This is a genomic window from Deinococcus yavapaiensis KR-236 (assembly GCF_003217515.1).
Classification (GTDB): Bacteria; Deinococcota; Deinococci; order Deinococcales; family Deinococcaceae; genus Deinococcus_A; species Deinococcus_A yavapaiensis.
On sequence record NZ_QJSX01000002.1, the window covers coordinates 262,055 to 276,646 of the forward strand.

Consider the following 14,592-nt stretch of genomic DNA (forward strand, 5'->3'; position numbering starts at 1 on the left):
CAAGGCGAGGCCGGACGCCTGCCAACTTCGCTCTTCGTGCGCGTTAGCATGCCGTCATGTCCGACAACATGCGAGCCGTCGTCATGACCGGTCGAGGCGAGCCCGACGTTCTCCGAGTGCAAGACGTTTCCGCGCCGCGTGCCGGACCGGGCGAAGTGCGCGTTCGCGTGCGCGCCGTCGCCCTCAACCACCTCGACGTGTGGGTGCGCAAAGGCGTCGCTTCCCCGAAGCTTCCGCTGCCGCACATCCTGGGCAGCGACGTCACCGGCGAAATCGACGAGCTCGGGCCGGGCGTGACCGACCTCCAAGTCGGCACGAAGATCATGCTCAATCCCGGAGTGAGCTGCGGCCACTGCGAAGCTTGCCTCACCGGCCACGACAACCTCTGCCCGTCCTACCAGATTCTCGGCGAGCACCGCGCGGGCGGTTACGCCGAGTTCGTCGTCGTGCCGCGCGCCAACGTCTTGCCCCTGCCGAGCGGGCTCGACTTCGTGACGGGCGCCGCCGTCCCCCTCGGAAGCCTCACGGCGTGGCAGATGGTGTTCGACAAGGCGGCCGTGAAGCCGTGGCACACCGTTCTCGTGATGGCCGCCGGAAGCGGCGTGAGCACCTGGGCGATCCAATTCGCCAAACTCGCCGGGGCGCGCGTGATCGCGACGGCCGGAGACGACACGAAGCTCGATCTCGCGAAGTCGCTCGGCGCGGACGACGTCGTGAACTACCGCGCGTCGGACTACGGCAAGGCGATCAAGGCCCTCACGAACGGCGCGGGCGTGGACGTCGCGCTCGACCATACCGGCGCCGACAATTGGCAGACGACGCTGCGCGCCTTGAAATGGGGCGGCGTCCTCGTGACTTGCGGCGCCACGAGCGGTTACGAGGCGACGACGCCGCTCGCGCACGTCTTCTTCAAGCAGCTCTCCATCCTCGGCTCTACCATGGGCCGCAAAGGCGACCTTTACAAGATCGCGCGGCTCGTGGAAAGTGGGCGCGTGAAGCCTGTCGTCGCCGACGTCTTGCCCTTGAGCGAGGCGGCGCGGGCGCACGAGAAGATGGCCTCGCGCGACTTCTTCGGCAAGATCGTCCTCAGCGTGGACTGACGCCTGCGAGGGCGAGCGGTCGGTCACCGTACGACAACGGAATCGGCGCGCGAAAGGAGGGCGGCAGGGGTTGCAAGTCCCGCCCTCCTTTCGCGCGCAACGCCTCCAAGAACGCCAAGACATCGTTCGCATCCTGCAGCGTGCGGTTCCTGTAACGCTGATCGCGTGGAACGACGCCCCATACGAGCCCGCGAAACGGATACGCTCCGAGGACGTTCGGAGCGGGCAGGAACTGCGCGGGTCCCTTCGGGAGGCGCGCGGTGTCCTTGAGCCCGAGGGTCGCGGTGGGCGCGACGAACTCTCCGCCCTTGGCGAGCACGCGCGCCTCCCCGACTCCGGACGGCATGTTTTCGCGCGGACCCAGCACGGTCACGCTGCCCGTCACGCCGAGGGCTCCCGAGACTTCCCTGGCGTTCGCCCCGATCGACGCCGCGTGCGCTTGCCAAGAACTTTTACGCCACGCGCGCGGCCATTCGCCGCTGCGCACACACGCATCGGCGAAGGCGAAGCTCGCGGCGTTCGGCCAAGCGCGGGCGACGCTCAAGACGGGAAGCTTCGGCAAGTCCACGCCCGGATTGAGGCGCGCGAGTTCCGGATCGTCCCACGCTCGCACGCGTCCCGAGAACAGCCCGCAGGCGGCGCGGACGTCGAGGCGCAATTCCACGCCCGGCAAACGGTACGCGACGCGCACGGCGTACACGGCGAGCGGCACCCACAGCAACTCCCCGACGTTCGGCGGTGGCTCGGGAAGCGGCAGGGACACGAGGGCGACGTCCGCGCGGCCCGCCGCGACCTCCCTCATGGCGTCTCCCGCCGACCGGAGGGCGTAGGCCGCGTCACCTTGCCAAGGAGGTGACGTTCCCACGACGTCGAGGGCGAGCCCGATCGAAGCGAACGAGGCGACGAGCAGCCCCGCCGCGGTTCGCCGAGCAAGTTTGCGCACCCTTAAGAAGCGGCCATCCGCTGGCCCGTCACCCAGTACTCGACGCGCTCGGCGACGTTCTCGATATGATCGCCGACGCGTTCGAGGCTGCGCCCCACCCGCATGAGGACGAGGGCCTTGCCGATCGTGCGCGGATCTTCGAGCATGTACGTCACGAGTTCACGCTGCACGCTTTCGTACAAGTCGTCGACCTCGTCGTCCATGCGCAGCGTTTGGCGAGCAAGCTCCACGTCGCGCCCTCCGACCGCCTTCTTGAGATGCGCGACCATTTCCTCGAGCCGTTCGAGCATGCGGCCGAGCGCCACGTGCTTCTTGAACGCTTCGGAATTCGAGAGTTCCGCGCCGTCCTCGGCGACGTGCACGCAGTAATCGCCCATGCGCTCGATGTCGGTGAGGCTCTTGAGGATCAAGGCGATGAGGCGCAAGTCGGTCGCGACCGGTTGGTGCAAGGCGATGGTGCGCAGACACTCCGCCTCGATGCGGTGTTCGAGCGCGTCGACTTGCAAGTCGAGGGCGCGCGCCGATTCGAGGGCGGCCGAGTCGCGGTCGACGAGGGCAGCGCGGGCGAGGCCGAGCATTCGCTCGACGAGGCTCAGCATGTCGAGCGCGCCGTCGAGAATCACACGCAGTTCGTGTTCGAGAGCTTCACGCATAAGAAAAGAAATCCTTCCTGAGAGCATAGGGCAAGTGCGCGGCGCGCACACGAACACTGGGCTGGAACTTCACGCGCCCCGAACGGTGAAGCACGAGGCGGGGCCGTCCTCTCGGCGCGACGGGCACGCGCGACCGCTCGGCTTTCCACGAGGGGGCGCGTCGCAGCACCGCGCCGATCCAGTTGCTTCGAAACGCGTTCGGCAAAGGCTCGCTGTCCATTTCGTAGGTCATGACGTCGAACCGCCTTGCCAAGCGCGCATCCGGTACCCTTTGCCGCGCACCGTCTCCAAGAAGCGCGGAGACGACGGGTCTTCGCCGAGGCGCGCGCGCAGTTGCGTCACGTGCTGATCCACCGTGCGCTCGCCACCCAGGAAGTCAGCTCCCCACACCTTGTTGAGCAGCTCCGTACGGCCGTACACACGGCCGATGTTGTTCGCGAAGAACGCCAACAAGTCGAATTCGCGCCTCGTGAGGGAGAGCCGTTGTCCGCGCACCCTCGCTTCCGCCGCCCCGAGGTCGATCATCAAAGGGCCGTTCGTCAGGACTTGCGGCGTGTCGGGCGCGCTGCGGCGTAGCAAGGCCCGCACCCGAGCGACGAGCTCCGCCGCGCTGAACGGCTTCGTGAGGTAATCGTCCGCGCCGCTCTCCAACCCTTCGACCCGCTCGGTTTCCGCCGCTCGCGCGGTTAGCATCAAGACGGGCAGACGTTTGAAGTCGGCGTCGGAGCGCAAGCGGCGCAAAAAGCTCAATCCGCTTTCACCGGGCAGCATCCAGTCGAGGACGAGCGCGTCGGCGGCTTCGAGAGCGGGCAAGGCCGCGCTCGCCGACTCGAAGGACGAGACGCGCAAGCCGGCCCGCTGCAAGTGAAAACGCAGCACGTCACGCACCGTCGACTCGTCCTCCACCACGACAACGTGACTCACGAGACGTTCCGGGCGCACGCGCGCCTTGCTGGTCGTAGGTTGGCCGTCCACACGCTCCTTATTCTTCAGGGGAAGGTCAGGAAAGTGTCATGGCCTCGTCGCACGGTCGCGCTCACTGCAAGTACGGATTGCTTCGCTTTTCCACACCGACCGTCGTGGACGGGCCGTGGCCCGGGTAGACGCGCGTCTCGTCCGGCAAGGAGAAGAGCTGACGCTCGATGCCTTTCAGAAGCAAGGCGTGGTCGCCGCCCGGCAAGTCCGTGCGGCCGATCGACCCGCGAAAGAGCGTGTCGCCTGCCACGACGAACCCATCGCCGACGAAGACGACGTGGCCCGGAGCGTGTCCCGGCAAGGAACGCACCCTGAGCTTCACGTCGCCTGCGGCGAGCGCCTCACCTTCGCGCAGTTCCCCGTCGGGATCGGAAGGTTGCGTCATGCTGAGGCCGAAACGGGCGGCGCTGCTGGCCGCCGCGCGGTACAACTCCAATCCGTCGGCGTGTGCCAAGACGGGCACTTCGAGGATGCCGCGCAGGGCCTCCACGGCGCCGACGTGATCGAAATGGGCGTGGGTGAGCAGAATCGCGCTCGGTTGGAATTCCAGGGCTTGCAGACGCGCGCGGATCTTGCTCGCCTCGTCGCCGGGGTCGATCAGAAAGCCACGCTTTTCGTCGTCGTACACCAGCACGACGTTTTCCTGCACGGGGCCCGTGACGATCCACTCGACCGTGACTCCTCCGTGGCGCGCGGTCGTCGAAGCGTGTGAAAAGCCAGTCATGAAGGCAGTGTACGCGAGGTTCCCGAGCGCCGACTCGGCGCGCGTTACCCTGCCGAGATGAGCGACCGAGAAATCAACTTCGGCAAGACGATCCTGGCGGGCCGCTCGCACCGCGATCTCACCGACGACGAGGTGCTCGCGCGGGCCCGCGAGTTGCTGGAAGGCTGGCTGAACGGCGAGTTGCGCATGGAGCGCCCGAAGCTGTACGACCATTACGCTTTGCTGCTCGCCGCCCTCGTTCGCCGTGTCGAAGACTTGGAGGTGCGCGTGACGGCGCTCGAGCGAGGCGCTACGGCACTCGGAGAAAACGGTGAAGAACCCTTAAGCCGCTCCTGAGGTTCCCGAAGCCGTCAGCCCGTACCATCAATGAGGATTGATAAAGCCATCGATGCTTCTTTCCGACCAACTTATTTTTCAAGCATCCTTTATTGCTCGAACATTGTGATTCATCGGCCGCCGTCGGGCGGCATTTTATTTTTGGCTATCCTTCCTTCATGACTTCGAACGGCCGCACGGACTACTTGGTGATCGAAAGCGTGGAGGGTGACATCGCGGAAGTCGAGCTCGCTTCGGGCTTGCGCACGGAACTGCCCGCCGCGTGGCTCGGCGAGGACATCGACGCGGGTATGGGCTTTCGCGTGGAAGCGGGCGCGGGCGCGTTACGCTTCGTGGCCGACGAGCGCGCCGCGCGCTTCGTTCGCGAGCGCAACAAGCAAACCTTGCTGGACTTCCACGATGAAATCGAGTGAGGTGGCCGCGCGGCGCTAGACTGTCGCTTCGATGCCTTCCGTCTACTCCGTCGCCGATCTGCACGGTCGCCTCGATTTGTTCGAGGCGGCTTTGCGTACCTTGCCCGACGCGCACCTTCTCATTCTCGGAGATGTGATCGACCGCGGGCCGCACGGACTCGCGCTCGTGCGGCGCTTGCTGGAACTGCACGAGGCGGGCACCGTGACTCTGCTCCGCGGCAACCACGAGGCGATGGCGGAAAGCGGTTTGCGTCACTACCGCCGCTACCAACAAACCCGCGACTTGAACGCGTACAAGGTCGCCATGGCGCGCTTCTCGTGGTGGATGGAGAACGGAGGCAACGCCTTGCGCAAGGAGGCGGGCTTCTTCAGCGTCGAGACGTTTCCTCCCGAGCTCGTGGAGTACTTGTCGCGCCTCTTGCCGCTCGCCTTCGTGAACGAGGACGGTCGGGTGTCGGCCGAGCCGTCGGGTGAATGCGTCCTCGCGGTCCACGCCACGCCTCCCAAAGAGCATCCCGACTTTCCCGACCCGTTCACGGCGGCGTTGTGGTTGCGCCCGCACCAAGGTCCATTCGCGCTGCCCGAGGGCGTTCGCTGGAGCGTGCACGGCCACACGCCGCTTCGCGTCGCCGCGCGCCTCGGTGACCAGGTGTACACCGACCTCGGCGCGGTCACGACGGGCCGTTTGTGCCTCGTGCGCCTCGACGCGCCCGATCCGTCCGACGTGATCGTGGTGCAAGGGCGCGGCGACGCGAAGATGGCGTCGCGCTTGGCTTCTCTCGGGGTCGCGTTGACGGCGCGCACGATCGACGTTGGTTGACGCGAGGAAGAACAAGAACGCTACAACGAAAGCGACCCCGCGCGGGGTCGCTCGGAACTTACATGCGATTCAGGCTTGCACGGTGCTGCGGCGAGGTTTGACGACTTGCTGTTCTTGATGTTGAGCGGCGGCGTATCCGGCTTGCGCCCCGAACTGCCACGCCAACTTCAGCATGAACAAGATCGCCTCGTCGTCGCCGCGCGTGATCAGGTCGCGCAAGTGCTCGGGAAGCCCTTCGGGCAGCGGCATGGCGCTCAGTTGTTCGCCGTACTCGGCGCGCAACCGCTCGAACCATTCGGCGTACGGATTCGACATGCCCTCATCTTAACACGAAGGCACTCAAGCAATGTCACTTAACCGACATCACTTCGTTCGATGAAGTGACGCCTATACGCAGATCACGTGAGCTCTACGATCGAGGCGTCCGATAACGTGAGCCCCAGCGTCCTCGGCACGCGCTTCCCGCCGCGCACGCTCGCTCGCAAGCCGATCAGGCACTCTTGCAAACGCGTGTCCACCGAATCGATCGTCACGGACTCGTCGATCACGCTGCACTCGACTTCTGCCGCGCGAATCACGGACTTCGACCCGATCGACGTGAACGGCCCCACGTACGCGTTCTCGATCACGACGTTCTCGCCGATCAAGGCGGGACCCACGATGATGCTGTCACGTACGACGCTGCCCGCGCCGATCACCACGCGGCCGGAAATGCGCGAATTCACCACCTCGCCGTCCACCTGCGGCTCCAACGCCTCCAGAAGCAAGCGGTTCGCATCGATGAGGTCGAACGGCTTGCCGGTGTCCTTCCACCACCCGCTCACCCGGTGACCGAGCACCGGCCCGCCGGCCTCGATGAGCCCTTGGATGGCGTCCGTGATTTCGTACTCGCCGCGCGCACTCGGCGCGAGGTCCTCCAAAATCCGCAAGATCTTGTTCGTGAAGCAGTACACGCCCGCCACGGCCAAGTTGCTCGGCGGATTCTTCGGCTTCTCGACGAGACGCACGATACGGTCGCCTTCCATCTGCGCTACCCCGAACGCCGTTGGATTCTCGACTTCCACGAGCGCGATCACCGCGTCCGGACGGCTCGACTCAAACGCCTGGATGTACTCGGACACGCCGAATTCGAACAGATTGTCGCCGAGATACACGCAAAAATCGTCGTCGCCGAGCCAGTCGCGCGCCATCTTCACGGCGTGCCCGAGCCCGAGCGTCTCACGCTGCCAGATGTAGGTGATGCTCGACGCCGACGATTGCCCCACGACGCTCTCGATCGCTTCGTGCGTCAAGTCGGACACCACGATGCCGATGTCGGTCACGCCGGCAGCGACGAGGTTGTCGATGGCGTGCACGATGATCGGTTTGCCCGCCACGGGCAGGACCGGCTTGGGACGCGTGTACGTGAGGGGCCGCAGCCTCGTACCGAGGCCGGCGGCAGGAATGACACCTTTCATGGTTGAAACTCCTGGTAAATGAGTGCGTTCATGTGAACCCCAGTGTAACGTCCGTTCGGAAGGCGCTTCCTTAAGCCGATCTTTCGGCGTCGGCGATCGCCGAGCGAAGCGCTTCGCTCGGCGAGGAGCCGTCACCACGGTGCGCGACCTCCACACGGTCCAGCCACGCTTCGAATCCGCCGCCGCGCCGCCGCACGCGCACGTCCGAAAAGCCCGCCCGTTCCGCCGCCTCGAACAACGCGTCGAGCGACTCGGTGAGAGGATCGCTCGCCACTTCCCCGGGGAGACGAACGTGATCGAAGCCTTGCCGAAGCAGCACGCGGCGAAGCAGCACTTCTCGCGCTTCCATCGTGCCGTCCGACGCGAAGTACCGCGCCAGGCTCTGCGCCCAATTGCCGCGCGCCGTGATGGAGGCCATGTCCGCGAGGGCGCCGTCAAGCTCCTCGGGGCTCGGTTCGCGGTACGCGTCCTGATGCACGACGAGGTCGCGTGCCACACGCGGACGTGTCCTCGGAGCCTCGGCGGGCACGCCTACCACGAGACCCGAGAACGGGACCACGCCGCTCGGCAAGCGCAGCAAGTCCACGATTTCGGGCAAGGCGCTCAACACCCCGCCGATCCAGCATCCTCGGTAGCCCAGCATCTCCGCCGCCGTCAAAAGGTTCTGCCCCGCCAGCACCGCGTCCCCGATGGCGAAGTGCACGCTTGCCGCCGACCACGAGCCGTACGTGAAGTCACCTCGCTCCAACAAGAGGCGCAGACGATGCACGTCCGCGCAAACCACGAGCGCTTCACTCGCCGTGGCGAAATGCGGATTGTGCGTGAGCTCGGCGATCTTTCCTCGCAGCGCCGAGTCGACGAGCCGAACGAAGCTGTACATTTGCGCCGTCGCGTCCGTCGGCGCTCGCTGCGCGGCGTGCAGCAGGACGTCCAAGTGCTCGGCGGGCATGGCGACAGGCTGGAAGGCGCGCACCGTCCAGTGCGCGTCGAAGAACGCTTTCACGTCGTCAGGATTCACGCCGTTCAGTGTACGAACTTCCCGACGTCCTCTTGGCGCGCGTGCGCGCGGTCGCTATGGTGACTTCATGGATGTCCTCGACCTTTACCGCTCGGCCGGAGCGCTTCACGAAGGACGCTTCCTGCTCGCGTCCGGACGGCACTCCCCGATGTTCTTGCAGTCCACGACCGTGCTGCAACACCCGCACCTCGCCGAGCGGATCGGCCGCGCGATGGCCGAGAAGGTACGTGCCGAGGGCCTCACGCCCGCGTTCGTGATCGGGCCGGCCATGGGCGGCGTGACCCTCGCGTACGAAGTCGCCCGCCACCTCGGCGTACGCGCCCTGTTCGCCGAGAAGGACGGCGCGGGAGGCATGCGCGTTCGAGAAGCATTCGACATCGCCCGGGGAGAGCCGTTCCTCGCCGTGGAGGACGTCGTCACGACGGGCGGCAGCGTTCTCAAGGCCGTGGACGCCGCTCGCAAACGCGGCGGGACACCCCTCGCCGTCGCGTGCATCGTCGACCGGCGCCAAACGCCCGCGCCCCTCGGCGGCTTGCCCCTGCTGAGCCTCGCGCACCTGTACTTTGAGACGTACGCGCCCGACGACGTGCCCGCCTGGCTCGCCGAACGACCCCTCCAGGAAATCTGAAGTGCGCGCGATCGTCGTCGTCGCGAGCGAGTTGGAGGCGAGGCGCCTCTCGAACCTCGACCTCACCCTCTACGTCAGTGGCATCGGTTCCGTGAACGCGGCCCTCGCGACGATGCGTGCGATCGAGCGCGAACATCCGGACCTCGTGGTGAGCACTGGAATCGGCGGCGCGTATCCCTCCTCGGGCTTGCAACCCGGAGACGTCGCGATTTCGAGCGAAATCGTGTACGGCGCGCTCGGCGCGATGGACGGCGCCCGATTCCTCGACCTCGCCGAACTCGGGTTCCCGCTCGTCGGCGAGATGCACAACCGCTTGCCCGTTTGGCAAGGCGCGGCGAGCTGGGCGAGCCGCGCGAACGCTGCCTTCGGGCCTCTGCTCACCCTCGAAACCGTCACGGGCGACGACGAGATCGCCCTCGTCCTCGAACGGCGCTTTCCCGGCGCCCTCACCGAGGGCATGGAAGGCGCGGGCGTCGCGCACGCCGCCTTGCTGGCAGGCGTAGCGGCGGTCGAAGTGCGCGGCGTGTCGAACATGGTGGGTCGCCGCGACCGCTCGTCCTGGCGACTGCCGGAAGCGCTGGACGCCGTGAAAGGCACGCTCGCCCGGCTCGACCGTTGAGCTTCGTTACTTCCCACTCAAGCAACTCAAGGGCCGTCCGCTATCCTGACATGTCCTTGTAAGAGGCGCGGCGTTATGATGAGCGCGCTTCGCCGGAGGTACCGGATCCGCATGTCACGAGAATTGCGCCAGTCATTGCGAACGAACCGCTTGAGCGGGTTTCGGTGGATGTGCTGACGTGAGAAACACCCTTCCCTCGGCTTCGAGCGCTTATCCGGCGGGGTCGGAACGCAAGGTCGGGTTATCCGCGTTGCACACCGCGACCCAAGGAGCGGTGTTCGCCGTAATCGACTTCTTGGTGGCCTGGGGCTGCTGGGAAGCGACGCTCGCCATCCTACACGCGGTGGGGAGCACGCCTCCGTCACGCGCCTACGTGCTGGTGTGGATCGCCTTGTGGCTGGCGCTGCGCGCTTATCAAGGATCGTACCCGGGTCTGGGACGCTCTCCTCAAACGGAATTACGTCTTCACACCGTCTCCACCTTCTACACCATCTTGGCGCAACTCGCCGTGACCTTCGCCGTTCACGCGCTCGACAAAAGCCGCCTCGGCATTGGCCTTCTGTGGCTCCTGATCCTGCTCTTCGGCTTGCCTGCCCGCGCACTCACCCGCTCGTTTCTCATCCGCTTCGGTTGGTTCGGCCGCCCCGTCAGCATCATCGGCGCGGGAAAGACAGGCGCCGCCACCGTTCGGCACCTGCTCGCCCAGCCGCAGTACGGCCTCAATCCCACCGCTGTCTACGACGACAACGAGGACTTGGTGGGCGCGGCCCTCCACGGCGTGCCCATCGTCGGCACGATTCAAGATGCCGTCGAGCGTCCGCAAGCCGTTCACGCGATCATCAGCATCCCTGGCGCCCGCGCCGACGTGCAACGCGTTCTCGTGAACAGCATCTACGAGCAGTACCCTGTCACTTGGGTCACGCCCGACTTGCCCGGCGTGCCGAATCAAGCGCTGCTGCCGCACAGTATCGGCGTGAACGCCGCTCTGGAGATTCGCAACAACCTCCGCAGCGTGCGCTCGCGCTTCATCAAGCGCACCATCGACTTGTTCGCGGCGTTCGTCGGCGGTGTCCTGATCAGCCCGATCCTGCTGCTCATCGCGCTCGCCATCACACTCGACAGTCCCGGCCCCATCGTTTACCGAGCGCGGCGTCTCGGACGAGGCGGGCGGGAATTCGCGTGCCTGAAGTTTCGAACGATGCACCGCGACGCCGACGCCAAACTGCAAGCCTTGCTGCGCGTCCACCCCGAACTGCGCGAAGAGTTCGAAGCGACTCACAAGCTGCGCGTCGATCCGCGGGTCACGCGCGTCGGCACTTGGCTGCGCCGCACGAGCCTCGACGAGTTGCCGCAACTCCTCAACGTGCTGCGCGGCGAGATGAGTCTTGTGGGGCCTCGGCCCATCGTGGAGGCGGAGACTTCGAAGTACGGAAGCATTTTCGGCGAGTACTGCCGCGTCATGCCGGGCATGACGGGCTACTGGCAAGTGAATGGCCGGAGCGACACGACATACGAGGAACGAGTGGCCATGGACAACTTCTACATCACGAACTGGTCGCCGTGGCTGGACCTCGTGATCTTGATGCAGACTGTGCACGTGGTATTCAAAGGGCGCGGAGCGTACTGATAAGGTATCGTCGCGGTTTCAGCATGTCGCGCATCCGGGGAAAGGCGTCGATCCGTCGAGCTGCAGGCATGAGTGCGGGTGAAGCGGAAGCGCCGACGCGATTCTTCCGTAACGGACATGCCTAGGAAAACGACAAAGGAGTTCAGTTGAAGGCAGTGATTTTGGCGGGCGGTTTGGGTACCCGTCTCGCGGAGGAAACCTCGATTCGACCAAAGCCGATGGTCGAAGTCGGCGGCAAGCCAATGCTATGGCACATCATGAACATCTACGCCGCTCACGGCATCAACGAGTTCATCATTGCCTTGGGATACAGGGGAGAAGTCATCAAGGAATACTTCCTGAACTTCTATGCGATCAACAACGACATCACCGTTGATCTGCAGTCCGGCACGACCACCATCCACGACGGTAACCAGCCCAATTGGCGTGTGCACCTTGTGGATACCGGCGCGAACACACAGACGGGCGGCCGACTCGCGCGTGTGCGCCCGTGGTTGGGCAACGACGAAACCTTCATGGCGACGTACGGTGACGGCGTGGCCGACGTCGACATTCGCGCGCTGCTCGCCTTTCACGAACGGCACGGCAAACTCGCGACCGTCACGATGGTGCGGCCTCCGTCGCGGTTCGGCGGTGTCGAAACGGAGGGCGACGTCGTCACGCATTTCAACGAGAAACCTCAGACGGGCGAAGGGTGGATCAACGGAGGCTTCTTCGTACTCCACCGCCGCGTCCTCGATTACATCGACGGCGACGATAGTATCTGGGAGCGTGGGCCGCTGGAGGCGATCACGCGCGAGGGCGAGTTGATGGGCTACCGCCACGAAGGCTTTTGGCAACCGATGGACACGCTTCGAGAACGACAACTGCTCGAGGAGCTTTGGAACTCGGGCCGAGCTCCGTGGAGGGTGTGGTGAACCAAGCCTTCTGGAATGGCAAGCGTGTGCTCGTCACCGGCGCGACCGGCTTGGTCGGTTCTTGGCTCACCCGGCGGCTCGTCAATCTGGGGGCGAGCGTGACGGTCCTCGTGCGTGACTGGGATCCTCAAAGCGACCTCGTGCGCAGCGACCTCATCCGCAAGGTCGGCGTCGTGAACGGTTGCCTCGAAGAGTACCGGGATGTCGAGCGCGCCATCAACGAGCACGAGATCGACACGGTCTTTCATCTCGGGGCGCAGACGATCGTGGGTACGGCCCTACGCAATCCCCTGTCCACCTTCGAGGCCAACATTCGTGGAAGCTACAATCTCTTCGAGGCGTGCCGCGTCCATGCCAAACTCGTGAAGCGTGTTCTTGTCGCGTCGAGCGACAAGGCATATGGGGAAAGCGACGTCTTACCGTACGTCGAGACGATGCCCGTCAACGGTCGACATCCCTACGACGTGTCGAAGTCCTGCACGGATCTCCTCGCCCAAACGTACCATCACACGTACGATCTCCCCGTGGTGGTCGCTCGGTGCGGCAATATCTACGGTGGCGGCGACCTCAACTGGAGCCGAATCGTACCGGGAACGATTCGCAGTTTGTACGAAGGGCAACGTCCGGTGGTGCGCAGTGACGGAACGCTTACGCGTGATTACGTGTACGTCGAGGACGCCGTGGACTCGTACCTGCTGATGGCCGAGTCGGCAGAGCGTCCCGACGTGCGTGGCGAGGTGTTCAACTTCGGCCCTGATCGTCCTCTGAGCGTCCTCGACGTCATTTGTGCGGTGCAGCGCGTCATGAATCGCCCGGACCTTCCCCCCGTGATCCTCAACGAGGCGAAAGCGGAAATCCCCCATCAGTACTTGGACTCTCGAAAAGCCGAGCGCTTGCTGGGTTGGCGCCCTCGGTACGAACTCGATGAAGGCCTGGCGCGCACGGTGCGCTGGTATGAACAATTCCTCGCGGAGCGATCAGCATGACGACCACACCCGATCCGAAGACCCAAACTACGCCCGAGACGCCCGTGAGCGACGCCGAGAGTCTGCGTCGCCAAATCCTGGAGCTCACCCGCAAATACCAAGCGGCGAAGTGGCCGAAAGGCGAGTTCGTGCCCGGTGTCACGCCCGTACCCGTGAGCGGCAAGGTATTCGACGCTGACGAAGTCGAACTGGTCGTGGACGCCGGGCTCGACTTCTGGCTCACGACAGGTCGATTCGCGAAGCAGTTCGAGCGCGAGTTCGCCCGCTGGATGGACGTGCGGCACTGCCTGCTCGTCAACTCGGGCAGTAGTGCCAACCTCGTCGCGTTGAGCGCGCTCACTTCGCCTCAACTCGGCGATCGCCGTCTCAAGCCCGGCGACGAGGTCATCACGGCGGCAGAAGGCTTCCCGACGACCGTCAACCCGATCGTGCAGAACGGCCTCGTTCCCGTCTTCCTCGACGCTCACATCCCGACGTACAACATCGATCCGACACGGCTGGAGGAGGCGGTGACGCCTCGCACGAAGGCCATCATGATCGCCCATACGCTCGGCAATCCCTTCGATCTCGACGCCGTCATGGCCGTCGCCAAACGGCATGGCCTCTGGGTGATCGAGGATACGTGCGACGCCGTCGGGGCGGAATACAAAGGCAAGAAAGTCGGGACGTTCGGCGACCTTGCCACTGTCAGTTTCTACCCGGCGCATCACATGACGATGGGGGAAGGCGGCGCGGTCCTGACAAATCAGCCGCTTCTCAAGAAGCTCGTGGAGTCGTTTCGTGACTGGGGCCGAGACTGCTGGTGCGAGCCCGGCGTGGACAACACGTGCGGCAAGCGCTTCGATTGGCAACTCGGCGACTTGCCGTGTGGCTACGATCACAAGTACACCTACTCCCACATCGGCTACAACTTGAAACTGACGGACATGCAGGCCGCGGTCGGCGTGGCGCAACTCCGAAAACTTGATTACTTCATCGAGCGGCGACGCGAAAACTTCACGTACCTGCGCGAGCGTCTGAAATCGCTGCAGAACGTCTTGATCCTGCCTGAAGCCACGGCGGGATCCGAACCCAGCTGGTTCGGCTTCCCGATCACCGTGCGCGACGACGCGTCCATCACGCGCAACGAGCTCGTGCGCTTCTTGGAAGCGCGCAAGATCGGCACGCGCCTCCTGTTCGCCGGGAACCTCACGAAGCAGCCCGCGTACAAGGACGTCAATTACCGAATCGTGGGCGGCACTGAGAATACGGACGTCGTCATGAACGCGACGTTCTGGGTAGGCATCTATCCTGCTTTGGAGCGCGAGCACCTCGACTTCATCGCCGACTCGATCGCCGAAGCGCTCGGCGCGTCGAAGGACGTGTGAAGGGAATCT

The 14,592-nt window shown here is 64.9% G+C and carries 17 protein-coding genes; 10 read left to right on the forward strand and 7 right to left on the reverse strand.

Annotated features, from left to right (window positions below; genetic code table 11):
• Positions 1–56 precede the first annotated feature (56 nt).
• Positions 57–1,100: a zinc-binding dehydrogenase gene (locus DES52_RS03655; RefSeq protein WP_211317849.1), complete on the forward strand. Its 1,044-nt coding sequence runs from the start codon at positions 57–59 to the stop codon at positions 1,098–1,100.
• On the opposite strand, the gene DES52_RS03660 is transcribed toward DES52_RS03655, so the two are convergent.
• From DES52_RS03660 to DES52_RS03680, 4 genes are all read right to left on the reverse strand, one after another.
• A complete protein-coding gene (locus tag DES52_RS03660; RefSeq protein WP_110885418.1) occupies positions 1,087–2,043 on the reverse strand; it encodes a type 2 periplasmic-binding domain-containing protein in 957 nt (318 codons plus the stop codon). The two genes, DES52_RS03655 and DES52_RS03660, sit on opposite strands and share 14 nt — an antisense overlap.
• A 2-nt stretch (positions 2,044–2,045) precedes the next feature.
• A complete protein-coding gene (gene phoU / locus DES52_RS03665; RefSeq protein ID WP_110885419.1) occupies positions 2,046–2,696 on the reverse strand; it encodes a phosphate signaling complex protein PhoU in 651 nt (216 codons plus the stop codon).
• Between the two features lie 228 nt (positions 2,697–2,924).
• A complete protein-coding gene (locus DES52_RS03675) occupies positions 2,925–3,620 on the reverse strand; it encodes a response regulator transcription factor (RefSeq protein WP_110885532.1) in 696 nt (231 codons plus the stop codon).
• 112 nt (positions 3,621–3,732) lie between these two features.
• Complete coding sequence (locus tag DES52_RS03680; RefSeq protein WP_110885421.1) at positions 3,733–4,395, reverse strand: MBL fold metallo-hydrolase; 663 nt, start codon at positions 4,393–4,395, stop codon at positions 3,733–3,735.
• Between the two features lie 57 nt (positions 4,396–4,452).
• On the opposite strand from DES52_RS03680, the gene DES52_RS03685 reads away from it, so the two are divergent.
• The 3 genes from DES52_RS03685 (at position 4,453) to DES52_RS03695 (ending at position 5,964) form a co-directional block, all read left to right on the forward strand.
• Positions 4,453–4,731 (forward strand): hypothetical protein, encoded by a 279-nt coding sequence (locus tag DES52_RS03685; protein WP_110885422.1) that lies wholly within the window; start codon positions 4,453–4,455, stop codon positions 4,729–4,731.
• Positions 4,732–4,889: 158 nt separating this feature from the next.
• On the forward strand, positions 4,890–5,144 hold the full coding sequence (locus DES52_RS03690; RefSeq protein WP_110885423.1) for a hypothetical protein: 255 nt from the start codon (positions 4,890–4,892) through the stop codon (positions 5,142–5,144).
• A 31-nt stretch (positions 5,145–5,175) separates the two neighbouring features.
• A complete protein-coding gene (locus tag DES52_RS03695) occupies positions 5,176–5,964 on the forward strand; it encodes a metallophosphoesterase (protein WP_110885424.1) in 789 nt (262 codons plus the stop codon).
• A gap of 69 nt (positions 5,965–6,033) precedes the next feature.
• Here DES52_RS03695 and DES52_RS03700 read toward each other — a convergent pair whose 3' ends face one another.
• The 3 genes from DES52_RS03700 to DES52_RS03710 all read right to left on the reverse strand — a co-directional run bounded on the left by DES52_RS03700 (position 6,034) and on the right by DES52_RS03710 (position 8,439).
• Entirely contained in the window at positions 6,034–6,279 is a 246-nt protein-coding gene (locus tag DES52_RS03700) for a DdrH (RefSeq protein ID WP_110885425.1), read from the reverse strand.
• Between the two features lie 83 nt (positions 6,280–6,362).
• Entirely contained in the window at positions 6,363–7,421 is a 1,059-nt protein-coding gene (locus DES52_RS03705) for a glucose-1-phosphate thymidylyltransferase (protein WP_110885426.1), read from the reverse strand.
• A gap of 70 nt (positions 7,422–7,491) precedes the next feature.
• Positions 7,492–8,439: a nitroreductase family protein gene (locus tag DES52_RS03710; RefSeq protein ID WP_110885427.1), complete on the reverse strand. Its 948-nt coding sequence runs from the start codon at positions 8,437–8,439 to the stop codon at positions 7,492–7,494.
• Positions 8,440–8,506: 67 nt separating this feature from the next.
• Here DES52_RS03710 and pyrE point away from each other — a divergent pair, with 67 nt between their 5' ends.
• The 6 genes from pyrE (at position 8,507) to rfbH (ending at position 14,583) form a co-directional block, all read left to right on the forward strand.
• Positions 8,507–9,067 carry an orotate phosphoribosyltransferase gene (gene pyrE, locus DES52_RS03715; RefSeq protein WP_110885428.1) on the forward strand — a complete coding sequence of 187 codons (561 nt, stop codon included), beginning with the start codon at positions 8,507–8,509 and terminating at the stop codon, positions 9,065–9,067.
• A 1-nt stretch (position 9,068) separates the two neighbouring features.
• Positions 9,069–9,686 (forward strand): futalosine hydrolase, encoded by a 618-nt coding sequence (gene mqnB / locus DES52_RS03720; RefSeq protein ID WP_110885429.1) that lies wholly within the window; start codon positions 9,069–9,071, stop codon positions 9,684–9,686.
• 178 nt (positions 9,687–9,864) lie between these two features.
• Complete coding sequence (gene wbaP / locus DES52_RS03725; RefSeq protein ID WP_245900669.1) at positions 9,865–11,313, forward strand: undecaprenyl-phosphate galactose phosphotransferase WbaP; 1,449 nt, start codon at positions 9,865–9,867, stop codon at positions 11,311–11,313.
• A 155-nt stretch (positions 11,314–11,468) separates the two neighbouring features.
• Positions 11,469–12,230: a glucose-1-phosphate cytidylyltransferase gene (rfbF, locus tag DES52_RS03730; RefSeq protein WP_281268556.1), complete on the forward strand. Its 762-nt coding sequence runs from the start codon at positions 11,469–11,471 to the stop codon at positions 12,228–12,230.
• A complete protein-coding gene (locus tag DES52_RS03735; protein WP_211317850.1) occupies positions 12,227–13,216 on the forward strand; it encodes a GDP-mannose 4,6-dehydratase in 990 nt (329 codons plus the stop codon). The genes rfbF and DES52_RS03735 overlap by 4 nt, the downstream gene beginning before the upstream one ends.
• Complete coding sequence (rfbH, locus tag DES52_RS03740; RefSeq protein ID WP_110885431.1) at positions 13,213–14,583, forward strand: lipopolysaccharide biosynthesis protein RfbH; 1,371 nt, start codon at positions 13,213–13,215, stop codon at positions 14,581–14,583. The genes DES52_RS03735 and rfbH overlap by 4 nt, the downstream gene beginning before the upstream one ends.
• Positions 14,584–14,592 lie beyond the last annotated feature (9 nt).